Annotated in this window: 25 protein-coding genes and 1 pseudogene; 11 read left to right on the forward strand and 15 right to left on the reverse strand. The window is 51.2% G+C overall.

Annotated elements, in window-relative coordinates; genetic code table 11:
* Window positions 1-39: 39 nt before the first annotated feature.
* Genes VMW30_06650 through VMW30_06670 form a run of 5 tightly spaced genes read left to right on the forward strand, consistent with a single transcriptional unit; the run spans window position 40 to window position 4,334 of the window.
* Window positions 40-888, forward strand: coding sequence for a fumarylacetoacetate hydrolase family protein (locus tag VMW30_06650; GenBank protein ID HUW88036.1), 849 nt, complete (start codon window positions 40-42; stop codon window positions 886-888).
* Between the two features lie 18 nt (window positions 889-906).
* Window positions 907-1,665 (forward strand): GntR family transcriptional regulator, encoded by a 759-nt coding sequence (locus VMW30_06655; protein ID HUW88037.1) that lies wholly within the window; start codon window positions 907-909, stop codon window positions 1,663-1,665.
* Window positions 1,662-2,345, forward strand: coding sequence for a (Fe-S)-binding protein (locus tag VMW30_06660; GenBank protein HUW88038.1), 684 nt, complete (start codon window positions 1,662-1,664; stop codon window positions 2,343-2,345). Before VMW30_06655 ends, VMW30_06660 begins: the two co-directional genes overlap by 4 nt.
* Window positions 2,338-3,735 (forward strand): lactate utilization protein B, encoded by a 1,398-nt coding sequence (locus VMW30_06665; GenBank protein HUW88039.1) that lies wholly within the window; start codon window positions 2,338-2,340, stop codon window positions 3,733-3,735. The genes VMW30_06660 and VMW30_06665 overlap by 8 nt, the downstream gene beginning before the upstream one ends.
* The gene (locus VMW30_06670) at window positions 3,732-4,334 is read left to right on the forward strand and encodes an LUD domain-containing protein (protein ID HUW88040.1); all 603 of its coding nucleotides are present in this window, start codon (window positions 3,732-3,734) and stop codon (window positions 4,332-4,334) included. Before VMW30_06665 ends, VMW30_06670 begins: the two co-directional genes overlap by 4 nt.
* Here the strand turns inward: VMW30_06670 and VMW30_06675 are convergent.
* Window positions 4,321-5,433 (reverse strand): MFS transporter, encoded by a 1,113-nt coding sequence (locus VMW30_06675; GenBank protein HUW88041.1) that lies wholly within the window; start codon window positions 5,431-5,433, stop codon window positions 4,321-4,323. The two genes, VMW30_06670 and VMW30_06675, sit on opposite strands and share 14 nt — an antisense overlap.
* A gap of 242 nt (window positions 5,434-5,675) precedes the next feature.
* Between VMW30_06675 and VMW30_06680 the strand changes: the two genes are divergently transcribed.
* Together VMW30_06680 and VMW30_06685 are read left to right on the forward strand one after the other, a co-directional pair.
* Complete coding sequence (locus VMW30_06680) at window positions 5,676-6,440, forward strand: class III extradiol ring-cleavage dioxygenase (GenBank protein HUW88042.1); 765 nt, start codon at window positions 5,676-5,678, stop codon at window positions 6,438-6,440.
* Between the two features lie 70 nt (window positions 6,441-6,510).
* Window positions 6,511-7,122 (forward strand): vitamin K epoxide reductase family protein, encoded by a 612-nt coding sequence (locus VMW30_06685; GenBank protein ID HUW88043.1) that lies wholly within the window; start codon window positions 6,511-6,513, stop codon window positions 7,120-7,122.
* Window positions 7,123-7,637: 515 nt separating this feature from the next.
* Here the strand turns inward: VMW30_06685 and VMW30_06690 are convergent.
* The 5 genes from VMW30_06690 to VMW30_06710 form a co-directional block, all read right to left on the reverse strand.
* The gene (locus VMW30_06690) at window positions 7,638-8,945 is read right to left on the reverse strand and encodes a type II toxin-antitoxin system HipA family toxin (protein ID HUW88044.1); all 1,308 of its coding nucleotides are present in this window, start codon (window positions 8,943-8,945) and stop codon (window positions 7,638-7,640) included.
* Window positions 8,942-9,232, reverse strand: a complete 291-nt coding sequence (locus VMW30_06695) for a helix-turn-helix transcriptional regulator (protein ID HUW88045.1) — start codon at window positions 9,230-9,232, stop codon at window positions 8,942-8,944. Before VMW30_06695 ends, VMW30_06690 begins: the two co-directional genes overlap by 4 nt.
* Before the next feature lie 152 nt (window positions 9,233-9,384).
* Window positions 9,385-10,848 carry an ATP-binding protein gene (locus VMW30_06700; protein ID HUW88046.1) on the reverse strand — a complete coding sequence of 488 codons (1,464 nt, stop codon included), beginning with the start codon at window positions 10,846-10,848 and terminating at the stop codon, window positions 9,385-9,387.
* Window positions 10,849-11,161: 313 nt separating this feature from the next.
* Window positions 11,162-11,938, reverse strand: a complete 777-nt coding sequence (locus VMW30_06705) for a hypothetical protein (GenBank protein HUW88047.1) — start codon at window positions 11,936-11,938, stop codon at window positions 11,162-11,164.
* Window positions 11,935-12,405 carry a helix-turn-helix domain-containing protein gene (locus VMW30_06710; GenBank protein ID HUW88048.1) on the reverse strand — a complete coding sequence of 157 codons (471 nt, stop codon included), beginning with the start codon at window positions 12,403-12,405 and terminating at the stop codon, window positions 11,935-11,937. The genes VMW30_06705 and VMW30_06710 overlap by 4 nt, the downstream gene beginning before the upstream one ends.
* 180 nt (window positions 12,406-12,585) lie before the next feature.
* On the opposite strand from VMW30_06710, the pseudogene VMW30_06715 reads away from it, so the two are divergent.
* Window positions 12,586-13,083: pseudogene (locus VMW30_06715) on the forward strand (YfbU family protein).
* A 233-nt stretch (window positions 13,084-13,316) separates the two neighbouring features.
* Here VMW30_06715 and VMW30_06720 read toward each other — a convergent pair.
* From VMW30_06720 to VMW30_06745, 6 genes are all read right to left on the reverse strand, one after another.
* Window positions 13,317-16,148, reverse strand: coding sequence for a vitamin B12-dependent ribonucleotide reductase (locus VMW30_06720; protein HUW88049.1), 2,832 nt, complete (start codon window positions 16,146-16,148; stop codon window positions 13,317-13,319).
* A 31-nt stretch (window positions 16,149-16,179) separates the two neighbouring features.
* Entirely contained in the window at window positions 16,180-16,710 is a 531-nt protein-coding gene (nrdR, locus tag VMW30_06725; protein HUW88050.1) for a transcriptional regulator NrdR, read from the reverse strand.
* Window positions 16,711-16,836: 126 nt separating this feature from the next.
* Window positions 16,837-17,889: a Gfo/Idh/MocA family oxidoreductase gene (locus VMW30_06730; GenBank protein ID HUW88051.1), complete on the reverse strand. Its 1,053-nt coding sequence runs from the start codon at window positions 17,887-17,889 to the stop codon at window positions 16,837-16,839.
* Entirely contained in the window at window positions 17,886-18,281 is a 396-nt protein-coding gene (locus tag VMW30_06735; protein HUW88052.1) for a PIN domain-containing protein, read from the reverse strand. The genes VMW30_06730 and VMW30_06735 overlap by 4 nt, the downstream gene beginning before the upstream one ends.
* Window positions 18,269-18,568: an AbrB/MazE/SpoVT family DNA-binding domain-containing protein gene (locus tag VMW30_06740; GenBank protein ID HUW88053.1), complete on the reverse strand. Its 300-nt coding sequence runs from the start codon at window positions 18,566-18,568 to the stop codon at window positions 18,269-18,271. Before VMW30_06740 ends, VMW30_06735 begins: the two co-directional genes overlap by 13 nt.
* A gap of 48 nt (window positions 18,569-18,616) precedes the next feature.
* A complete protein-coding gene (locus VMW30_06745) occupies window positions 18,617-18,943 on the reverse strand; it encodes a LysM peptidoglycan-binding domain-containing protein (GenBank protein ID HUW88054.1) in 327 nt (108 codons plus the stop codon).
* 123 nt (window positions 18,944-19,066) lie between these two features.
* On the opposite strand from VMW30_06745, the gene lexA reads away from it, so the two are divergent.
* The 3 genes from lexA (at window position 19,067) to VMW30_06760 (ending at window position 20,923) form a co-directional block, all read left to right on the forward strand.
* On the forward strand, window positions 19,067-19,756 hold the full coding sequence (gene lexA, locus VMW30_06750; GenBank protein ID HUW88055.1) for a transcriptional repressor LexA: 690 nt from the start codon (window positions 19,067-19,069) through the stop codon (window positions 19,754-19,756).
* A gap of 85 nt (window positions 19,757-19,841) precedes the next feature.
* Window positions 19,842-20,318, forward strand: a complete 477-nt coding sequence (locus VMW30_06755) for a mobile mystery protein A (GenBank protein HUW88056.1) — start codon at window positions 19,842-19,844, stop codon at window positions 20,316-20,318.
* Entirely contained in the window at window positions 20,315-20,923 is a 609-nt protein-coding gene (locus VMW30_06760; GenBank protein HUW88057.1) for a mobile mystery protein B, read from the forward strand. The genes VMW30_06755 and VMW30_06760 overlap by 4 nt, the downstream gene beginning before the upstream one ends.
* Before the next feature lie 8 nt (window positions 20,924-20,931).
* On the opposite strand, the gene VMW30_06765 is transcribed toward VMW30_06760, so the two are convergent.
* The 3 genes from VMW30_06765 to VMW30_06775 are packed head-to-tail and all read right to left on the reverse strand — an operon-like array spanning window position 20,932 to window position 24,599.
* Window positions 20,932-21,954, reverse strand: coding sequence for a LacI family DNA-binding transcriptional regulator (locus tag VMW30_06765; GenBank protein HUW88058.1), 1,023 nt, complete (start codon window positions 21,952-21,954; stop codon window positions 20,932-20,934).
* Window positions 21,955-22,011: 57 nt separating this feature from the next.
* Window positions 22,012-23,040 (reverse strand): ABC transporter permease, encoded by a 1,029-nt coding sequence (locus VMW30_06770; protein HUW88059.1) that lies wholly within the window; start codon window positions 23,038-23,040, stop codon window positions 22,012-22,014.
* Entirely contained in the window at window positions 23,040-24,599 is a 1,560-nt protein-coding gene (locus VMW30_06775; protein ID HUW88060.1) for a sugar ABC transporter ATP-binding protein, read from the reverse strand. Before VMW30_06775 ends, VMW30_06770 begins: the two co-directional genes overlap by 1 nt.
* Window positions 24,600-24,604: the final 5 nt, after the last annotated feature.

Raw genomic sequence — 24,604 nt, forward strand, 5'->3', positions numbered from 1 at the left:
TCGTATAGGATTTCGCTGATCGGCGAGAATGGGGAGAAAATGAGAATTGCACGGGTTGGGGCACCTGGGACAGAGAGGCCCGCGGTAATCGTCGGCGATGAGGCAGTACTTGTGGATTCCCTCATCCCTGACTGGAACCGAACCACCCTTGAGCAAGGCGCGTTGGCAAAGGTAGCGGCCGCTACCCTTTCCGGCCTTCCACGCGTTGCACTCTCTAGCACCCGCATAGGTGCGCCGATCGATCGACCCACCAAGGTGATCTGTGTGGGAATGAATTACCTCAAGCACATTGCCGAAACAAACGGGGCTACCCCAGCCGAGCCAGTTGTCTTCATGAAGGCACCTGACTGCGTCATTGGCCCAAACGACGACATCGTGATTCCGCCCAATAGCACCGCTACGGATTACGAAGTCGAACTCTCGATTGTGATCGGCAAGCGCGCGCTTTACCTCTCATCGCCCGACGATGCTCCCAATTACGTCTTGGGTTATTCAATGTCGCAAGATGTGAGTGAGCGTCACTGGCAGACAGAGCGGTCAGGCCAGTGGGTAAAAGGAAAGTCCTTCCCAACATTTAACCCAATCGGTCCATGCATCGTCACCCCGGATGAAATTGATCCAAACGATGTGCGACTGTGGTGCAAAGTAGACGGCGAAGTACGGCAAGACTCCCGCACGAGTGATCTTCTCTTTGGACTCAATCACATCGTCTGGTACATCAGTCAATTTATGGAACTATTCCCTGGTGACATCATCAACACCGGAACACCTTCTGGTGTTGGACTGGGATTCAAGCCACCCAAGTACCTTCGCGCAGGACAGGTTGTTTCAACTGGCATTGAGGGAATCGGCGAAATGACTTCGCGAGTTGTCGCTTATTCTTCTTAAGGTCCTTCCGAGGGAGATATGACTGAGAATCGTCCGCTAAAAAAAGCGCCACGGCAGTCAGTACTTTCGGACGAGATCTACCGTGTGATCAGAGCAAAAATATTTGACCACGAGATCGCCCCTGGGCAACGTGTCAACATTGATGCCCTAGCAATTCAACTCGAGGTTTCGCACACACCTATTCGGGAATCCCTTGCACGACTTGAATCAGAAGGCCTCATTCTCAAAGAACCTCTCAAAGGATATTCGGCAACGAATTTACTGACAATGAAGGAATTCCACGATCTCTTTGAATTCCGACTTCTCGTCGAGCCCTGGTCGGCCGAGCGAGCAGCATTATCCATTGATGATGCTGGTGCCAAAGATTTAAAGGAAGAAATTAAGGCTGCGCATGACGCTTTAAAATTGAAAGGGTACGAGCAGATTCAAGCGCTGACCGAACACGATGCCCGTTTTCACCTTCTCATCTCGCGCATGTCAGGAAACGAAACTGTGCGCCGCGTCTTCGAGGGCACGCACTGTCATCTCCACCTGTTCCGTCTTTTTCTTGCAGCAAAAAACAACAAACAACTAGTTCCAGAAACACGGACCAAGTTCATCCAAGATTTCTTCGACCACTACTACCAGTCCGAATCGGGCCAACTCGCCCTCCAACAGCATGAGGAAATTTCCCGAGCAATCATTGAGAAAAACGCACCTCTGGCTCGCTCGACTATGTACGCTCACATTGAAGCGTCCATTCGGGCGTACTCTCCTGCTGTGAACACACAGCCATGAGAGTAGGCATCTTCGCCACCTGCATCAACTCCCTTTATTACACGCGAACAGTGGAGGCGACTCGGACTGTTCTTGAAAGATTAGGCGTCGTCATCGCTGATACCGAACAAGTCTGCTGCGGTCAGATGCATATCAACTCGGGCTATCCAGAATTGGCCAAGCCACTCATTGATCGAGTTGAGAAGAATTTCGCCGACTGCGATTACATCGTTGCTCCCTCAGCTTCCTGCATCGGATCGCTGCGAGAACATGAGGACCGCCCGGAATTAGTATCTAAGTGCTTTGACCTTTCAGAATTTCTCATTGACATCCTCAATGTCACTGATGTGGGAGCGACTTTCAACCACCGAGTCACCCTCCACACAACATGCCACTCGCTGCGTGTGGCCAAACTCGGAGACAAACCGCAACAACTCCTTCGCGCAGTTCGAGGCCTCGATCTCATCGAACTGCCGGCGGCAGATTCATGTTGTGGATTCGGCGGCACTTTCAGTGTGAAGAATTCCGATGTGAGTGGCGCGATGCTCCATGACAAACTCACAAATATTGTCAGCACTGCTGCCGAATATGTGGTGAGCGCTGATAACTCATGTCTGATGCATATCGGCGGTGGGCTTCAAAAAAATGAAACGCCAATAGAGGTAATCCACCTTGCGGAAATTCTGGCCAGCCGTGGGTAAGGGTTATTCTGGGGTTCCGATCCCTTTTCCAAAACTTGCCAAAGAGGCGCTCAAAGACACACAACTACGCACCAACCTCAATCGCGCGACCACCACCATTCGCAATAAGAGAGCACGAGTCGTCGCCGAAGTTCAGGATTGGGAGGCACTTCGTCAAGCCGGGCACGACATCAAGATGGCCGCGATGGCTGAGCTATCCACCCATTTAATACGATTCGAAAAGGAATTTACTGAGGCAGGAGGAACGGTCCACTGGGCGCGTGACTCCAAAGAAGCATGCGAGATCGTCACAAAAATCGCACTCGATAACACAATCTCAGAAGTAGTGAAAGTAAAATCGCTCACAACCGATGAGATCAGCCTCAACGAACATTTGGCAAAATATGGGATTAGTGCGAAAGAAACAGATTTAGCCGAGCTAATCATCCAGCTTGCAGATGAACATCCATCTCATATTCTTGTTCCTGCCATTCATAAGAATCGCGATCAGATCCGCGACCTTTTTGTGAAAGAAATCCCCGAAGCATCCAGTTCGCTCACCAACTCCCCCACAGAACTTGCGATGACTGCACGTACTCATCTGCGTAAAAAGTTCCTGAGCGCTCGTATGGCAGTGAGTGGCGCCAACTTCGCAATCGCCGAATCTGGCACCCTCTGCGTCGTCGAATCAGAAGGCAACGGACGTATGTGTCTGACACTTCCTGAGATTCTGGTCTCAATAATTGGAATAGAAAAAATCCTTCCGACATGGAATGACCTGGAAGTATTCCTCCAGCTACTTCCACGCTCGGCCACCGGAGAGCGGATGAATCCCTACACAAGTTTCTGGACGGGTAAATGTGGGGACGGTCCGTCAGAACGCCACGTCATCTTGCTCGACAATGGCCGCATCCAAACACTCGCCGATACGGTGGGGCGAGAAGCACTCGCGTGCATCCGCTGCTCTGCCTGTATGAATGTCTGCCCTGTCTATGAACGCACGGGCGGGCACAGTTACAGCAGCGTCTATCCAGGCCCCATCGGTGCCATCATCACGCCCCAACTTCTTGGCCCCGGACAAGCAAAAACACTCCCCTTTGCCTCCACTCTCTGTGGCGCCTGCTATGACGTCTGCCCGGTCAAAATCAATATTCCAAAGATCCTGGTCCACCTGCGCGCAAAGGAGAATCGCGATAACGCTAGCGTTTTGGAAAAATTGGTCATGCGCATTGCGTCAAAAGCCCTCGGACCCCAAGGACTTAGATACCTTTCACGATTCACTTCCACCTTCGCACCGCTCATCGCCAGTGCGTCGATGCAAACAATTGCCCGTCATCTTCCCGTTCTGCGAAAATGGAGCGCCTTTAGAAATATTCCCACCCCTCGACTTTCCGGCAAGCACCATCGATGAGCACCTCACGCGACGACATCCTCAATCGGATCAACACAGCCCGAGCCGGCATGACTACACCCCTCGTCGAGCGCACCTATGGCACATCCCTAACTCTCTCTCGCAAAGAATTGCTCTATCTCTTTGAGGATCGAATCCTCGATTACCAGGCCACTTTTGTGCGCACCGCCGATGTGGCCTCAACTATTTCAAATATTCTCGCTGAGTACGGTCTAAGAAATATCCTCCTCCCCGCTGGGCTCCCTGCAGAATGGGCAATGGGTACCACCGATTTCAATCTCTCGCCGGAGCAACTCGACCAGTTCGATTGCGTCATCACCTCGAGTGAACTGGGCATCGCCGCCACCGGAACCATCGTCCTCAACCACTCGGATTCGACTCAAGGTCGCCGCGCGATTTCATTAGTCCCAGATACCCATATTTGTATCGTTCAGGAAGAGAATGTCGTAGGCACTGTTGTTGAGGCCATCCGAGCGCTCAATCCGAAAGAGCACCAGACCTGGATCTCGGGACCTTCTGCCACCAGTGACATTGAGTTGGAACGAGTCGAAGGCGTGCACGGTCCCCGCAACCTTCACGTCATTCTTATGACGAAATAGCAACCGTATTCGGATTGCGATCTCTCCTGGCCAAAAAGAAGAAGCCCATCATCAGCATTAACATCAAGACTGGAAATGAGTAAGCCGTCGAGAATCCTGATCTGTCACTCACGAAACCCATGATCCATGGACCAATTCCAATTGCGAAACCGACGCCCATGCCATTGGCTGCGATCCCCGTATCGGCACCCTTTGAAGATGCGGCACAGAGAGTAAGGGCCAGACCGCTCAAAGGACCGATTCCAAGGGAGGCGATGAGAAGTCCAATCATCGTCATTGCTGAAGTGTGCGCTGTGATGATCAAGATGAGACCCATGAGCGAGAGTGCAAAAGAGATAACCAATACTGTCTTAATCGTCACCTTCGAACTAAACGAGAATCCGAGTCTGGACACTGCGATTCCATAACTGAAGAATGCCGCGAGGATTACCGCAGCACTCACGACCATGCCGCGTGAAATAAGTAAATCCAGAGCCCACGCTCCCGCTGCGATTTCCAAGATATTCGCACTCAAACTGAAAATCACAAGAATAATGAGCGACAAATCCCAATGCCGTTCACCTGGAACAGGCCTTTTGATCGAACGTTCAGGAATCACAGGCATAAGCTTCGTAGCAAGGAATCCGCAGAGAATTGCAAATACTCCAAGTGTGACCCTCCAAGGAATACCGACACCGATCAGAGTTCCGATGATTGTGGGAGCGATTGCTCCACACGAAGTTCCGATCCCTGACTGGCGCAGCATCACCTGCATTGAATTGCCCGATGCTGCTCCCAATGTTGCTGCGTTCACGTTATTGAAAAGGGTGCTTCCAATACCCGTGAAACACATTGCCGGAACTGTGACCCAAAGGGATTGGCCAAGGGCGAATACCAGAACGCTCAAGGAGGTGATGATCCACGCGAGAGTCATGATCTTTCTCGGTGGGAAGCGATATAACAACTTGGGGGCATAGAACGAAGCCGCGGTGATCGTGATTGCAAACCCGATTTGATGAAGTGAGGCCAGCGCTCTTGTTATCTCCATATCTCTCTTGAGGAGAGGCACTGAGTAGGCCATTCCATACATGAGAAATCCCATGGTTCCGGCAAGAATCATCAGCCGACTTCGACTACCCCGTGTAAGCACCTTTTCCTATCAATCGCGATTCTCAAGCGTGAATGAAGCCCGTAAATGCCAGTAGTTTATCGGGCAAGCCGCAAGACTCCCCCATTTGGTCCCTGAGCCGAACCGCATGTCCCGGTTGTCCGAAAAAGACTTCAAACTGGAGCGGGTGCAAATCTCACGCTCTCGATAGTAGTTGAACTTTCAACTATATTGTATATGATCTGCCTATGAAGATGCCCGCTCTCTACATCGGCCACGGAGCTCCCATGCTCCTGGACGATCCTCTCTGGTCGAGCCAACTGACCCAGATTGCACAAGATCTTCCGCGACCTAAAGCAATCTTGATTGTCTCTGCGCACTGGGAATCCGCGCCAGTCACTTTAAGCAACGCCGCCGCAAACTCACCTCTTGTATATGACTTCAGTGGATTTGATCGCAAGTTTTACGAAATGAGATACGACTCCCCCGATGCAACTGCGCTTGCTACAAAGGTCGCGGCGTTGATGCCAGATTCAGAACCAGTCCATCAGAGCAATCGTGGGCTAGACCACGGCGCTTGGGTTCCACTTCGCGTCATGTATCCCGATGCAGATATTCCTGTACTGCAAATGTCGATGCCGACTTCTGACCCATACCGACTCATCGAATTAGGTAAACGGTTGCAACCACTTCGCGATGACGGAGTCCTCGTCATCGGTTCTGGTTTCATGACTCATGGCCTTCCATACCTTCGCGACTGGCGAGCAGATGCAGTCGCACCTACATGGTCGAGTGATTTCGATACCTGGGCTGCCGAGGCGCTCGCCAGCGGCGATGTGGAAACACTCGCAAACTTCAGGACCAAGGCGCCTGGTATGCCCTATGCCCACCCAACCGTAGAGCACTTCACCCCGCTTTTCATCACCCTTGGTGTCTCAGCATCTATTGAAGAAGCTCCAAAAACCTTGATAGATGGCTACTTTTTGGGTCTTTCTAAGCGTTCGATTCTTGTCGCATAGCCGAAGTGCGTGAATCTCAACCTCGCCAGGTAGACTCGCCGACGAACAAAGAGAGCGATTGGATGAACCTGTGAGCGAAATTGAAACGGCACTCAGAACGGTACGACACCGTGGAACCTTTATCACGATGCTCGTTTCTTCGATCGCCAGCATCACCGCATCCCTCGTCCTCTCGATTGATGCAATAGAGCTCGCGAAGAACCCGGACTCAAAGCTCGCCTGCAATATCAATGCCATCATTTCCTGCGGAAAAGTCGCCGTCTCATGGCAATCCAATTTGCTCGGCTTCCCTAATGCATTCCTTGGCCTCATTTGCGAGCCTGTGGTCATCACCTTGGCGGTAGCCGGACTCGTTGGCGTCCACTTTCCAAAAACATTCATGCGCATCGCGACCAGCGTCTATTTCATTGGTCTGGTCTTCGCTTTCTGGCTCTTCACGCAGTCTTACTTTGTCATCGGCGCCTTCTGCCCATGGTGTTTGCTCGTTACATTCACAACAACAACGGTCTTTTCAAGCATGTTCAAAGTTAACGCTCTTGAGGGAAATCTCCCCTTGCCCGAACGGGTCAACGCCAAAATCGTGAAGGCAGTATCCGCCGGCTGGGACAATGTCGTTGTTGGCGCCATACTCACTGCACTCGCCCTTGCCATCATCCTGAAGTACGGGAATCAAATCTTCTAGCGTCTCGAAATATAGAAAACTATTTCACGGACACATTCTAGGAATTTTATTGTGGCTGTTTAATTTTTCACAGGCAGTAGATCTGCACATTTAGAGTTCGCCTCAGATCCTCACACATTGAACACTTCTACATTCACTCCGTCCCAAAGCCTGCTCCCTCGAGAGTTCAACCGATCCGTCATCGGACCAATTGAACTCCTGATTTCCTAACCTCCGTTAGGAAATTCGAGGAAGGAGGCCGTTATGGATATTCACAGTTGGCTAGCCCTCATCGTAAGCGTGATTCGAATTGCCTTTCTAGTGATAGAAAAACATCGATCTCGCCACGATGGTGGTAAAACCAACAACGAGTCCTAACGTGGGACGGCCGCCTCGGGGTTTTGCCTCGAGGCGGTTCTATTTTTACACCCACTTTTTCGTTACTGCAATGACAAATGACCCGAAAAAATCATTTATATAAAAGAAAACTCTCCGTTGTAATCAGAAGAGTCCTTTCTGTAACTCTGCGTGAGGATTTATAGTCGATGTTCGGCCATATCTTTTTCGATCCTTTTCTGACTTTCTGTGCTCACTCCAGCCAGATTGGCAAAAGTCACCCAACTATCTACCACATCAAGAATCTCAGCAACAACTGACTTGTACGCAGGAATTGCCTGGGCGCTTCCAACTTCATAAATATCCGCGAGCGTGATGAATTCGTATTTGGAGTTGATACTCATCTGGTGGCGTTGAGTCCACTTGCCTTCCGGATTGAACGCATGAGTCACGTCGTATGCAGGCGCAAGATTCCACGTGCTGTCTTCTCGCAATAGGAATCCCACATTCTTGGTGTGATCGTCCCGATTCATACCAACCACGTTAAACACCATGCGGCGAAAAGCCTGAGTGAGTTCTTCTGTGCCCATTCCCAATCTTCTAATCACATTGAAATATTGTGAGTAGTCATGCGTGTCTCTATATCGAAAATCCAATTGATCCATCGCGCACAAGGACTGAAGATGAATCCGCCCGCCTTCACTATCACGGTCAAAACGGCGAGTGAGGAAATGCGCGCGGTTCCCCTCTTCATATAATCGACATTCACTCATCGTTATGCCAGCTGCTTGCGCCATTAAGTAATAGGCATACTCAATTCGAGTGAACTGCTCTGGTCTGTCCAGAGAATTCACGGACCCGTCAGCGGATTTACTGACTCCATCGAGTTTCATTAACCAGGGTTCGAAGCCAGGCTCGGCGCTTACATACCCTGATCGAAATTGGTGAGTATGTGGCTGATATTGAACGACTGCTTTTGCCCTCGCCCCACCCGCTGATGAGCCAACTTGAATCAATTGCATGAGAGCGTCATGGTCCGAACCCGCCTCGGCGGCTTTGCCAGAGAGAACGAGGCGAGCGCCGGCGACGATATCCGCAATCTGGATTGCTGTAGCGGGACCTTGAAGATGCTGCTGTGCTGGATGAAATGTCAGCGCGCCGAGCGCCCTCTCTCCTGCGTACGCCAATCGATCCAGCGTCTTTATCTCAGACTTGGCAATTCCCTCCGCGGCCAGCCACGCATCAATGACAGCATTTCCAAATGCATCAGGAAGCGCATCGGCAATCATTGCGGGCAGACCGTAATAAGTTTCCTTTGCTAATTGCGGAAAGGAGTATGTGCCGGACCGATTGACCATATGCAACGGCGCAAGTTCTACGCCACTTGATATCCATTCCGGGGTGTACTCAAAGACGTTAAGTCCCAACCTTGAGTCATATGCCAACGCGCCGACTGATCTACCCCAACATCTAACTTCAATCACATCGACCGCTACATAAACGCTCACAACTGACCGGCTTTTTTCTTAGCTTGCAAGAGCGCCAACGGTGAGATCGTCGAGACCACCGCAAATATCTGATCCAGATTTTCATCTAGTTCAAGTGCCCGCACGACATTAAGGAATGTGGCAAGGCTCGACCCTTTGCCCGCTTCCAAGTACTTGATAGCCGAACGCGAGACATTGGATCGGTCTGCCAACTCTTGCTGAGTCATCTTCCGCTGCTTGCGCACGAGGCGAACGCGACTGCCCAACTCGGCCTCCCAATCGGAAGTGCTCCTTACTATCGTTGCCATTGTATCCCCATGGACTCATTGTAAGCCATTTGTGGAGTAATTGGGATCTTTCGTAACCTCTAAGTGGCTTATATTTAGTCCATAATTGACGATGACAGACATTTTGGACTAGATATAAGCCCTCTTTTTGGAAATTTCCCCAAAAGATTGATTCACCTCACTTCGGTTAGGACAGTGGCTGCATCCAACAGAAGTATCCGAGAATCTTCACTCGCCATTCGCTTAACGTCTCTCGTAAAACCGCCACGGCTAGTGAGTAGAACCAGACGCGACGGCGCGATTGTGAAGCCAGCGGCTAGCAGCGCCGGTTCCTTGTGATTGATCAAATCGTTCACTACGGCAACTTTCAATTTTCCGTTCTTCCATTTAGCCTCGCCCAGGATGAGGACTTTCCGCCCTTTAATTCCAACAACGTCGATCTCTTCTTTACTTCTGACGGCCCCTTCGACTGGGGTTGAAACAGACGCCGCCTTACCCCACCAATTTCCGACCAGTGGCGAAGATGGATATTTCTGAATGACCCATCGCTGAAAAACACGTTCGAATTCCAATGACGTGTGCTCGGCCAACATAGGCATGATGTGCTGATTGACGTGGGCTTGCGAGTCTGCACCGGACTCAAGTCCCGCTCGATATGGCCAAACATACCTAAACCAAAATCGGATGAAGCCATCAATGCACTCCCATTGGTAGGTTCGAGATTTTGGGTCCGATCCAACGGGCTGCTTTTTCTTTATGATCCGCATAGCTTCAAGCCTTCGCAAGTACGTCCCCAGGCTATTGGATTCTTGACCGATCGCATCGGCTATGTCGCCGATTTCCTTTGGGCTAACTGCCAGCTCAGCCAGAATTGCAAAGTAAACCCCGGGCTGAATCAGCTCCGCTTCCAGGAGGGACGTGACCTCGGAGTACAAAGGCGAGTTCGGGTTAACAATTTTTTCGGAGAGGACTCGAGCAAGATCGCCACCGCCAAGCAAACTGAGGTATCTGGGCATGCCACCGGCGACCGAGTAGCGAGTGATGTGGTCTAAGACATTACTGCCCTTAAAAAATGGACGAGACTCAGCAAAAGTAAGTGGCTTCAGTTCAAATTTTTGGAGTCGTCCAAATAGTGGGCTGGAGTGTTCCTGCATGGACTCCATTTCAGCCAAAGCGGATCCGCAGAGAATGAGCTTGATCATCGAGTCGTCACGCATATCCTCGATGACTTTTGCTACCACATGAAGCGAAGAATTTACCTCCGCTGCCGATGTTCCAAGGAGGTATGGAAATTCATCAATAACAACGAGTATCTCCTCACTCGCGGCCAGACCGTACAAGATTCTGACAAGCTCGCCGATATCTTTGATTGCTGGCGTAAAACTGAGATAACTAGTCAATTGTTCAGCCAACTTCATCAATTGCTGCGACCTGGTAGTTTTCTCAACTACCAGGACAATTGCCTTCTTCCCATGTGCAAACTTGCGAATGAGCCAACTTTTCCCTACGCGTCTTCGCCCATACAAATTTATTGGATCGGCATTCTCGTCCGCCCACCATCTTTCCAGTTCGGCGAGGGAATTTTGACGACCAATGAATCTTGGCTCAGCGGACCACTTGAAGACTGGAATTTTCACGGATGTCACCTGCCTCCATGTATGGATTAATATAGTTTGAACTATACTAGTTTGGATTATATTAACCTAATCTTGATTTTACTCGACAAGCGGTATGGCGAGCCTTAACCCACTCAGCATCTCTACTTTTCTTATTCGCCCGGTCTGTTTATTAGGCCCGTCTAGCCGCTGTTCAACCGCATTTGTCTGGGCTTCCGTCCAATCCCCCGAATCACCCTATCCGTCTGAAGCACATTTTCTACAATGACCAATTTCCCAATGACAAGACACAGATCCGCTCAACCTGATTTTGAGTTTGATTCGATCCTACGAATTACTTCTTTTTCGGAGCTCTTGCCGATGGCCTGCTCGGTCGAGGTGCTTCTGGCTTGAGTATCAGACGCATTTCGCTGCCGTCTTGAAGATCAAAAACGACCTCCGCGGGAGAAGAAGGATCACGATGGATACCCGTGATTTTCTGTCCTACCGCCTGCTCAATCTCAAAACCAATCTCCGGAGTTCTCAACGCGTACAGCCGAGCCAGCGCCAACCTCAGACGACCACGTGCGTCATTGCTCAGACTTGCCACTCTGTCTTCTAACAAGTTTCTATCTATGGTGGCCGCGTAGGCTAGATCCGCGACGCTGTCCTGGGCTATTTCTCCACTTGGTAGTGGCGGTACATAGAAGCAACCAATGGTCTCCCCGGACTTGATTTGTACAGCATCTGTGTGGAATTCTGACATGAGAAGAATGGGTACGACCGTGATGAACCTATCGAGATTAGGGTCCTCCTCCGCCTTACGAATCGCCTCGGCCTTACTCAGTTTAGGTTTGCCGTTGCGCAACTTTTGATAGAGAGAGTTCATCTCCTTATCCATCTGACAATCGTGAGAGATGACCATCACGGGTCCGTATCCGACTTTAGCGTTCAGCGCGGACGTACCCTTGCCGTCCTCGCTGATACTTAGATCGTACTCATCCATGGCTGCCCAGCGATGTCCCACGGGCGGCGGATCGGACTCCAATCTTGCGATCGGAGCAAAACAAATGTCGCCTTGTTGCAAACTATCAGGTGGAGTCTTTAGGTAATAGTTGGCGCTCTCACTCACTTGGTCTTCGCGCTTCGTTTGCTAGCAGGAACAAAAGTACGTCGAACTACACGGGCAGGAACAGGCTTAGACAGCGCATCAATAGCTACCTCACTCAACCCACCACCTTCTCCTTTGTGCGGAGTAAGGCGTCGAACTGGGATGTTTGCCTCTCGATTGCGCAAGGCGGTCAGGTAGGTCTCCCTTGGTGCATACCCTTGCGATGCGCCAACTTTGCGGACTGCGATGATGTCCTCAACTTCGCAGTCGTAGGCCCGCAGTAGACCCAGAAGAGTTCCCCAACGGATCTGCTTAGTCTTACCGGACTCAATTTTGGATAGTTCTTCGGGGCGAATGCCGACAACTGCGGCCACCTCAGCAAGGGTGCGATCCTTGCGAAGATCGGCTATTTTGATTACGAGAACGCTCTCATCGATGCGAGCAACTTCTGTCTCGACCTTTGGTCGGATCAGTGACGTCAGTACCATTTTTAACCCCCTTGGCTATACCCCATACTGTACTGGGCTATACTCCACTTCGCAATCATTCTAGCAAAGTTGTCTTTTGAACCCAGGTTCTAAGCCCAGATCGCACTGTCCAAACGGCGGCAAATCAAGGAAAGAGGACCGCAACCCAACGAGTAGAACAATGAAGAAGATACCGACGAAGCAACACATCACCAGAGGTTGGCCGAAGTTCTTGAAAATGGATACACAAGCGAATATGAAAGAGTTTTTTATGGACTTGACCCTGAGGTTCCCTTAGAACAATGTCGATTCGTGTGGGATGTACTTGATCTTTTTCGAATAATTCGGGCAAGCCTCAAGAAATACACGGCAAAACAACGGACAGAATTCAATGATCATGAGACTGGATTCGCTGGATTCGATCTAAATTCGACAGAAGAAGCACCCCTGCTCGGTTACGCGCGTTATCTCGTCGCCAACGGTCGTTGGTCTGAACTCAAGAATCTGTTCGATGACAAACACGAGGGAGGGAACTCTCACCATACAACCGTGCCGCGATATCGCGCCATGACAACTCGCTGGCATCAAATTCAACGAGACAAACGCCGAAGTCATGCATACCTATCGCCAGATGAATATCTACTCAATCCCGAAGAGCTGGAACTGATTCTGGATGCTGGACGACTTGGCAAACAATAAATTATTTAATCCGAAACGCGTAAGGCATATTCTACGCACCCGTCATTGGTTTCATAGAAAATCCCCGGTTATTAAATTAACCGGGGATTTTCTATAACTCACATCAACTGTGTAGTAACTTCCATGTGGCAGTGAAGTCATTGAATCTTTGTCTGTCCGTTCTGACCTGCTTGCCGCTTCTACCGCGAGATGGGTGCCACCTCACTCTAAACTTCCCAAACGCTTATTGAACATCAGCTGCAACCAGATGTATTGCCACAGCCTTCGCAGACGTAGCAAGCACCTGAGATACGCATCTTCACTCCACATGTCATACACAAAGGAGCATCGGATTTAATTCCGGAGATCGCTTCGAGCAATTCCGTGGAAGATCCGTAGCCCTGTGATGGTGCTGTTGTTATCTTGATATCAGCTGGTTTTGAGACTGCAATCGGCGCGACAACAACTGGTTCTGATGAGCGTTCAAATTCATCAATCTCTGTGGGTGCGTTTTCGGTGTACTCCCCTGTCTCGAGAGCACGTGCGCGCTCTTGAGCAGAGTAAAGACCGATCGATGAGCGAGTTGCGAATGGCAAGTAATCCAGTGCTAAGCGACGGAAGATGTAATCCATCATTGATTGTGCAATGCGGATATCTGGATCATCCGTCATTCCACTTGGCTCAAAGCGCAAGTTGGTGAACTTCTCAACGAATGTTTCTAGCGGAACGCCATACTGCAATCCAATAGAGACTGCGATGGAGAATGCATCCATGACACCGGCAAGAGTCGAACCCTGTTTGCCGAGTTTGAGGAATACCTCACCAAGTGCTCCATCTGCATAAGCGCCAGAGGTCATGTACCCCTCAGCGCCACCGACAGAGAATGAGGTTGTCATTGCTGGACGTGACTTTGGAAGACGCTTGCGAACTGCCGCAATAGGTGCAACATCGGAGGGAGCATCCTTTGACTTTGCTTTGCCGTCAGAGAGTGGCTGACCGACCTTGCAGTTGTCGCGATAGACAGCAAGTGCCTTGAGTCCAAGCTTCCAGCCTTCGTAATAAACCTCTTCAACATCGGCAACAGTTGCTTCCTCAGGAAGGTTGACGGTCTTGGAGATCGCGCCGGAGAGGAATGGCTGGCAGGCAGCCATCATTCGGACGTGACCCATAGGCGCGATGGAACGAGCGCCCAATGCGCAATCAAAGACGTCATAGTGCTCATGCTTGAGGCCTGGTGCATCAATAACGTGACCATGTGTTGCGATGAATTCAACGATTGCTTCGATGGTCTCTTCGACGTATCCGAGTTTGCGAAGCGCCGCAGGCACAGTCTGGTTGACGATCTGCATCGATCCGCCACCGACAAGCTTCTTGAACTTCACCAGCGAGAAGTCAGGCTCGATACCAGTCGTGTCGCAGTCCATCATCAAACCGATGGTGCCGGTTGGGGCAAGAACTGAAATCTGCGCGTTGCGCCATCCGTTCTTCTCGCCGATCGCGGTGTTGGCGTCCCACGCCTTGTTGGCTTCGGTCCATACATCGCGATCCAGTGTGGTCACTGACTTAGCTGAGATGGAGGCCGAGGCATGCTTGCGCATGACGCGAGTATGCGGGGCTGCATTTCGTGCGAAGCCCTCGTACGGGCCGACAATTCCGGCGAGTTCTGCAGAGCGCTTGTAGGTGATGCCCGACATTAATGATGTGATCGCACCGGCAAGAGCGCGTCCGCCGTCAGAATCGTATGGAAGGCCTGATGCCATCAGAAGTGCACCGAGGTTTGCATAACCAATTCCAAGTTGGCGGTAAGCACGAGTTGTCTCACCGATCGCCTGGGTTGGGAAGTCTGCGAAGCAGATTGAAATGTCCATCGCAGTGATGATCATCTCTGCTGCGCGAGCGAAGGTCTTGGAATCAAAGGATCCATCGGCCTTCAAGAACTTCATCAAGTTGAGGGAGGCAAGGTTGCAGGAAGAATTATCCAGTGACATGTACTCAGAGCAAGGGTTGGATGCATTGATCCGTCCAGTCTCTGGATTGGTGTGCCAGTCATTGATCGTGTCGTCGTACTGAATTCCTGGATCAGCACATGCCCACGCCGCCTCTGCCATCTTGCGGAACAAGCCGCGTGCATCAACGGTCTCAATGACTTCACCGGTTGAGCGCGCGACGAGTCCAAACTCCGAGCCATTCTCATATGCACGCATGAACTTATCGCTCACGCGTACTGAGTTATTGGCGTTCTGGTACTGGACGGAGATGATGTCTTTCCCACCCAGGTCCATATCGAAACCTGCATCGCGAAGTGCGCGGATCTTGTCCTCTTCGCGGACCTTTGTCTCGATGAATTCTTCGATATCTGGGTGGTCCACATCCAAGACAACCATCTTGGCTGCGCGGCGTGTTGCGCCACCACTCTTGATGGTACCAGCAGATGCATCAGCGCCACGCATGAAGGAGACGGGACCAGAAGCTGTTCCGCCGGACTTCAAAAGTTCTTTTGACGAACGGATACGAGAGAGGTTGAGGCCAGCACCAGATCCGCCCTTGAAAATCATTCCTTCTTCACGGTACCAGTTGAGGATTGAATCCATAGTGTCGTCCACGGAGAGAATGAAGCAAGCGCTTACTTGCTGCGGGGCCGGTGTACCAACGTTAAACCAGACCGGCGAGTTGAAAGAAAAAACTTGGTGAAGGAGCATGTATGTAATTTCATGCTCGAAAACTTCAGCATCTGCCTCTGTTGCAAAGTACCCGTTTTCTTTGCCTGCTTTTGTGTACGTCAGAACGACGCGATCGATAACTTGCTTGAGTGACCATTCGCGATTCTCTGCACCAACTGCGCCCCGGAAATATTTCGTTGTCACAATGGTCGATGCATTGACCGACCAGAAATCTGGATACTCGACACCGCGTTGTTCAAAAACTGCCTCACCCGTTCGCCAGTTAGTTTGAACAACATCGCGACGTTCCCACGTCACCTCATCATATGGATGCACTCCCGCGCTCGTATAAATACGTTCGAGTACAAGTCCTTTTCCGGACTTGGCGGTGGACTTAGCTGGTCGGTTGATGACCGTTTCTGACATGTGTATTTCTCCGGGTTCTTTAGTAGTGCTGTTAATTTTTGGTGTTGCTTGTTAGAGCATTGCTTTTAGTTGCGGGTGTATTCGTAACCGGGAAATTACTCTGCAAAGATGTTCGAGAATGTACAGCTCGCAATACTGCGATCTCACCTTCGAAGTCTTCAAGGGAGTTAAAGTTACGGTAAACCGAGGCATATCGCAGGTAAGCCACTTCATCGAGTTCGCGCAGTGGCGCCAATATTGCCAGCCCAACTTCTTGGGCTTCGATCTCGGCCTGACCGGTGCCACGCAGGGTTTCCTCCACGCGCATGGCCAGCAGAGCTAGGTCGTCATTGCTGACGGGACGTCCCTGGCAGGCCTTGCGGACTCCAGCGACCACCTTCTCGCGGCTAAAGGGCTCGGTGGCCCCACTTCGCTTCACAATGTTGAGAATGGCGCTTTCTTGGGTGGTAAATCGCGACCCACATTCCGGGCATTCTCGACGGCGGCGAATCTGGGTGCCGTCTTCAGCGGGACGAGAATCCACGACGCGAGAATCATCGTGTCGGCAAAATGGACAGATCATGCGGCGTGTCTTCCTTCCTAATGTGCTTTCGGGGTATAAAGCGATTTTCTAGAAATTCCCTGACGAGTGGTTAAAACCACTAATTATGGAACTATATCGCGCTTGGACCCCTACATCTAGTAGTAACTATAAAGCGAGTCTTGAGGGTTCGGCAATATGTGCCGGATGAATTCTTTTAGGGCGTGTCGCCATCCCTGCTGCACGGTAAATATCGTCGATAAATGCGGCATTGGCCAGGGCGTCCTCCATTACCCCCACACTCTCTCTTTGACCGCCGATCTGTTCGGCAAAAGCCTGGAGTTGCCAAGTGTAAGAGGAGATTCGAGTAGTCCTTTCGGTCCGACTCGTGCCACCAATCGTGACCACCAGCGAATCATCCATGCCAGGCTGAACGAAGGATGGCACAAAGAGCTCGCCCTCGGAACCAACAATCCGCAATGTAGACTCAAAATGAGTGGACTCCATACTGCACGAGAGGGTCCCTACCGCCCCATTCTTATAAGCAATCTTTGCTTCCATAAATGTGTCGACACCAGGCCTGCCTTCTCTACTGAGAGCCGAAATCAACGTTGGTTCTTCCCCGAAGAGCGCCAATGAAAGGCGGCGTTGAATATGAAGTGAATAGCAACCAAGATCCATCATCGCACCGCCGGCTAAAGCAAGGCTCCAGCAGATATCTGAATCGGGTGGTGGAGAAGTATTGAATGCAGATGTAACAGTGAGAATATTTCCTAGTTCACCGGAGTGGGCAATTTCAATCGCGCGTTGTATTGAAGGGTGATACTGATAGTGAAAGCCTTCAATTATTTTTCCGGTTGAGATTGCCGCAACGTCAGCCACACGCTTCGCCTCTTCGTAGTTGCTGGCAAAGGGCTTCTCGGAGAGCACATTTTTGCCAGCTTTAAGTGCGGCTATGTTCCAGAACGCATGATGAGAATTTGGTAGGGCGTTATAAACGAGATCTACATCAGGGTGATTGACGACGGCTTCATACCCTTGGACAGCGTTCTCTACACCCCAGCGCTCCTTAAATGCTTCTGCTTTAGATAGCTCGCGTGATCCGATAACCACCAGTCGATGCCCAAGCACGGCCGCGGGAATGCAGATTGCATTGGGAGCGATTTGAGCGGCACCAAGAATTCCAATTCGTAATACCCGTGGTGCGGAAGTGTCATTCATTGCGCTCCCCCGATCAAGACTGCCCCCTTATGGGCTTTGGCTAAACGCCGATCAAGGGTCCAGAGCTGGGTTTTAGCAAAGGTGGCAGTGGCACTAATAATGGCATCGGGAATCTTGAGGCCTGTTTTTGCTCGAACCATAGACGCCGCAACCGCTATCTCCTGATTGACATCGTAAACCTGGGTCATCGCTTCACTGATTCGCTCCACCATATGTTTCAAGGAGGCCGGGCCCTTCCGAGATGCGTGTGTCAAAGTTTCGGCCAGAGAGATGGTCGAAATGAAGTAACTATTATCTTTTCCATCCATAAAACTTCTGACACTGTCACAGTGCACATCGCCTTCGTAAAACATCGAGATCAAGATGGAAGAGTCGAGGGTTACTCGCCCCATGCGTCTGCCCTTTCTGCTTCCCAATCGAGATCGTCAAATATTCCATTGCCTGCACCAAATAGGCTCATGATTGGGTTCTGGGGTGGAGAGAGCTCGATCTTTCCATCCTTTGTCACGGTGCAATAAATAGTGTCCCCCACTTTGAATCCAGCCTTTCGAATAATCTCCACCGGCAAAGTCACCTGATTTTTAGAACTCAATCGAGTTGTTGTCGTGCGCCCTTTGCGCGTTTTTACCAGAGTTTTAGCAGTAGGGGCTTTTTTCTTAGCCTTTACCTTAGCGACCATAAGTCAAGGCTAACAGGTAAAGTTCAATCAAAAAAGTGAATAAAAGAATTAAGCGGGAACTCGCAATACCTGGCCCGCAGCCACATCAGGTGTCGCAAGCGAGTTTGCCGACATGACTTCATCCACCATCGCCCGTACATCACCGCTCCCCGCGGCATCAGTTGCGATCGACCAGAGGGACTCACCGGGGGCCACTACGACTGTTATATAGGAAGCAGGAGACGGATTCACGGAATCTCCCGCCCCAGCTTTCATGGCAAAACCGGCGCCCAGTACTACCGTCAGAGAAAGCACCACGAGGAATCGCGCCAACCGACCGCGTCTATTGAGACCCAGACGTGGAAGGGACGGATGCTGCAGTGCGATTGCGCTCATGGTCTTCACTCCTTTTTCGAACGTTTGTTCGATAGGACATTTATACTCCACCCCACTGACAAAACGCAAGATAAATTCGAACAGATGTTTGAATTTCTGATGAACTTCCTCTACCCTCAAACCATGGCCAAAACGAGCAAACCTGCAGATCTCATCACCGAACTCCCCGATGGCCCCGCCGATGAGCACGGGCTGACCACGCGCCAGTTCAAGATCCTCCAGGCAATCAAGGAAGCCCTCATCACCAACGGGTATCCGCCCAGCATGCGGGAAATCGGTGCCGCAGCCGGCCTGGCCTCCCCCGCCTCGGTCCAGTACCAGCTCCAAGCCCTAGAGAAGAAGGGGTTCATCCGCCGCGACCCCACCCGGGGAAGAGCCCTGGAAGTACTACTGCCTGGGGAAACATCCCACCTTGAGAACTCCGCCAGTACTGACCGCACGAAGTTAGTTCCCCTCGTCGGTCGCATTGCCGCTGGTGGTCCGATCCTTGCCGAGCAGGCCATCGAAGAGACTTTTCCTCTACCTGAATCCATCGTCGGCCAAGGCGAACTCTTCATGCTCAAAGTGGTCGGTGACTCCATGATCGATGCCGCTATCTGCGATGGCGATTACGTCGTCATCCGCTCACAAAAGAACTGCGAGAAGGGCGAGATCATCGCCGCCATGATCGATGGTGAAGCAACAGTCAAAACTTTCTCACGCAAAGATGGTCACATCTGGCTCCTACCGGCCAACGATAATTTTGCACCGATCAATGGCGATGATTGCGAAATCTTGGGCAAGGTCACTGCGGTGTTGCGAAGTATTGGTTAGGGTTCGCGCCATTCATTGACAGGTTGTGCTATGCTTTTTTTGTCATAAAAAGCAGACTCTAGTATGTCAATTAGGGAGCATGACTGTGAACCGAGAATCCCGCGCACGTGACCGCCGAACCCTCGATAACCGGCTAAAAAAATTCCCTAAAAAAGAAGAATTTACTGTCCCAAGACAAGGATGGATTAAGTCCATTCGTGAAGCTCTCGGGATGAGCGCTGCCGACCTTGGGGACCGCATGGGAATAGCTCGGCAATCGGTGCTCACACTTGAAGAATCAGAATCTGGGGGCAGAGCAGGAATGGATTCGCTCAAACGCGCAGCAGAAGCCATGGACTGTTCGTTTGTATATGCCTTTATACCGAACTCAAGTTTGGAAAATGTTCTCCGAAAACAAATCGAGAAGGTCGTCGCGCAAAGAATGGGAAATGTTTCTCATTCGATGAAACTTGAGGATCAAGTAACCGAACTGACGGATTCGGTTTATGAGGCCCTAGTCAAGGATCTAATGAATTCTCCGAAAGTTTGGCATTCAGCGATTCCGAAACATAGGCCGAAGTGACTCCCGAGGATATTTTCTACGGACCGCCTGGCTCAACTCCCCTTACTGAAGAAGAAAAAGAGGGATTGATTCCTCGTGCAATAACAATGAGATCAGAATTGAACGAGGCAGAACAAGAAAATATCCTCAAAGCCAACATTTGGCTAGACCGATCCAAGATGAGTGCTGAACAACTATTAGCCGCCAAACGGCTGAAAACCATTCATGGAAGGATGTTTGGTCAAGTATGGAGGTGGGCGAAACAATTTCGAAGGACAGATAAGAATATTGGAATCAGATGGTGGGATATTCCAACTCAACTGGATTCACTCCTCGCTGACACTCTTGCGCAACTTACTGACACAACTAATGCGCGAAGGTCAAATGATGAAGTAGCCATTCGCTTTCACCATCGACTTGTTCAGATACATCCTTTTGTAAATGGAAATGGCCGCCATGCACGCCTCGTCACTGACAAACTTCTACGTATTTTGGGCGAAGAAGAATTCACTTGGGGCAGTTCGAGTATCGATGAAGATGGCACCGTTCGTGAGAATTACATCCATGCTTTAAAAGACGCTGATAATCATGATTTCACTGCCTTACTGGGGTTCGTTCGCTCCTAAACCTCTCGCTAAACCGATTTCCGTTTCAAAGGTTGTCGAATAGTCCGGGTCTTCACCGAACTTGCGCGCACGATGAGTTCTGGATCAAAAACTATTGTCTGCGGCGCAGAGTCATCACCCTCAAGCCGTTCAATCAATCTTCTTGCTGCCGCAGTGCCCATTTCATAGGTTGGTTGACGCACTGTCGTGACACCCGGGCTGACGATGTCGGCCCACGGTAAATCATCAAATCCGACCAGACTCACTTCATCTGGAATAGAGACATCAAATTCCTTCAATGCATGAAGCGCACCCGTCGTCATTCGATTATTGGTCACAAAGATCGCATCGGGTGGATCTTCCATTTCCAACAAGAGCCCGATCGCGTGATATCCACCCTCATCTTTGAAATCGGAATAAAACTGGAGATCTGCCTCGGCTACCAAGCCGGCCGCTTCCAGGGCCTGCACATATCCCGCTAGTCGATCGCGTGCGGTGCTCGCAAATCGAGGCCCGGTGATGCAGGCCACCCGGCGAGCCCCCGATGAGAGCAAGTGCTGGGTTGCGATCTGCGAACCTAGTTGGTTGTTGATCCGCACTGCATCGCAATCAATCGGAAGTTCGCGGTCGATAGTAAGGATGTTGATCCCGCGTTCGACCAGCGGGGTCACATCGGTTGAGTCATACGATGCCGGGCTAATAATCACTCCGGAAACATTTTGCGAGGAGAGCATGGAGATGTACTCCTGCTCCTTGGCAAGATCGCCATCTGCATTGCAGAGCATCACCGAATAGCCGGCACTACTTGCCACATCCTCGACTCCGCGACAGACGGAGGTGAAAAATGGGTTCTCGATATCCGAAATGATCAGAGCGATGACTGGAGTCGACTGCGTGCGCAGACCACGTGCCGTCAGATTCGGTTTATATTTAAGCCTCTCCACCGCACTCATTACTCGCGAGACAAGGGCCGGGTCGACGTCGGCAGATTTATTCAACACTCGAGAGACGGTTGCCGTTGAGACACCCGCCGCCTCTGCCACGTCCTTCATGACTACCAAGACGCTCTCCTATCTCTGATACAACTCGCCCGTGAACCTAACCCCCGGTCACGTCTTCGCATATCGCCTAGCAATGGTCGAGAGCGCAACCGCCGCGACCAAGATTCCGCCTTTGAATATGTACTGCCAGAACACGGGGGTGCCCAATTGACTCAGGCCATTAAACCCCACATTGACGATCAGAACGCCGATCAACGTGCCAACAATATGAAACTCTCCGTCGCGCAGGGTTGCCGACCCGAGGAAGACCGCCGCAAAAGAATCCATCAGATAACTGTCGGCGGCGCTGACGGTTCCGCTTCCAAGTAGGGAAGCCAACATCACTCCGGTGATCGCAGCCATGAGCCCGGCGATCATGAAGGTGATGATCTTGGTTCGGTCAGTTCTGATTCCAGCCAGGCGAGCTGCATGCAAATTGCCGCCCACTGCCTGAATCCGCTGCCCCAGCGGCGTCCGATTCAAAACCATCCAGAGCAAGAAAAGAACGATGATCATCAACCAGATGGGGTTCGCCAACCCGAAGGTCTTGCCCAGTGCCAGTTGTAGAAAAGAATCGGGCACTTGCACAATCGGCGAGCCGGCGGTGTAACCATAACTCAAGCCCACAACAATCGTGCCCACTCCCAACGTCGCCACCACGGCATTGACCCGTGCTTTGGTCACGACAATTCCATTGATACCACCGATACCCAATCCGATCGCAAGCGTGGCCACAATTGCTAAAAAGAGCGGCAGATGCTGCTTCTCCACCAGGCCGGTCACTAATACACCGGCGAGGCTGGCGACGTATCCGATGCTCAAGTCAAATTCCCCAACGACGAGGACAATGGTCAGACCTGAGGCAATAATCGCGGTTAAAGAAGATTGCTCGACGATATTGAGCAAGTTGTCCCAGTTGAAGAAATATCCATTAGGCACGACGATCGAAAAAATCAATAGCATCAGAGCCATCGCAGTGAGAGTCCCGTACTTCGAGAGAAGAATAAGAGCCACCTTCGAACGAGGCATCGATGCATACCGTGACCGATTCTTTTTCGTGCCCTCGCCTAATGTAGGCGACACCTTTGCTGTGGTCATTAGTGATCTTCCCTTCGATGGAAACTCATGGAGACGATATTTTCTAAAGTAATTCGTGGGCCAACCAGCTCATCTGTAATTTTTCCTTCATTCATCACGACAACGCGATCGCACAGATCCACCAGTTCTTCGCTATCGGATGAAATTGCGATGACGGCAGTTCCTTGGTCGGCCAACTCGCGAATGACACGGTGAATTTCAGCGCGAGCTCCAACATCCACCCCACGCGATGGCTCGTCAAGAATCAACAACTTCGGCTTCTGCGTGATCCAACGAGCAATAACAACTTTCTGCTGATTTCCACCCGAGAGGGATCCAATCAGCATCTTCATATCCTTGGTGTTGACCCCCACCTCCTGCGTGGACTTCAGCGCGCGCAAATTGCTGTGACGGGGTTTGAGCAACGGGAGCCAGCGCCACCAAACAGAATCCCGCAGAGATGAGATTGTCACGTTAAAGCCAATAGACCGCTCCAGGAATACGCCTTGCGAGCGACGTTCCTCCGGTACGAGTCCAATTCCAGCTTCTGCACCGTCGGCAGCCGAGCGAAATTTCGTCTTGACTCCATCCAGATAAATTTCACCCGCGGTCGCTCTGGCGTCACCGTAAATGATCTGCGCTAGTTCGGTGCGTCCGGCTCCCACTAGTCCAGCAAGTCCGAGCACTTCACCTTCATGCACCTGCAAGGAGATATTTCGCAGCAGGTTCTTGTCGCTAATAGAGCGCACATCCAGAACAACTCGGCCCTCGGTCTGCGCAACATGTTTTTCAAGGTGCTCGACATCCCCACCGACGATTGCCCGAACTAGATCGGGTTTCGTAATCTGATCGCGAGTCGTGCTGAGTACCATCTCGCCGTCGCGGAAAACAGTGATGTCATCACACAGGTCCATGACCTCATCCAAGCGATGTGAGACATAAACAACGGCCACCCCCTGATCTCTGAGATCCCGCACGATGGCGTGCACGCGCTCGGCCTCCACGGCCGAGAGCGAAGCGGTTGGTTCATCCATCGCAATCATCACTGCGTCTCTCATCAATGCCCGCCCGATAAGCACCAGCCATTGCTCTGCGGTACTGAGATCGTCAGTCCGCGCGTTAAGTGAAAAATTCATTCCAAGACGATCGTGGACCAATTCCGCACGACGGCGCGTGGGACCCCAATCAATAATTCCAAAGTGGGTCACAGGCGGAATTCCCATCGCCATATTGCGCAGAACACTAAATTCAGGAACCAAACTCACTTCCTGATGGATAAATGCCAGACCTAAGTCGGAGGCTTTATGCGGATCAGGAATCTCAACTTTCTTGCCTTCAATCACTATCTCGCCAGCATCCGGTTGGACGACTCCGGCCAGGCAGCGGATCACAGTCGACTTGCCGGCACCGTTGGCACCGACGAGACCGTGGACTGCGCCACGGCGCAGACGTAGAGAGACATCTTTGAGCGCGTAGACACCGCCAAATTGTTTTGATAGATCCCTTACCTCAAGCCATGGGGGGCTTGAGGTAAGGGATGAAGGGTCGGACAAATGGGATCCTATTGAATCTGCTTTCACGTCGA

The organism is Candidatus Paceibacterota bacterium (assembly GCA_035530615.1).
Lineage (GTDB): Bacteria > Actinomycetota > Actinomycetes > Nanopelagicales > Nanopelagicaceae > QYPT01.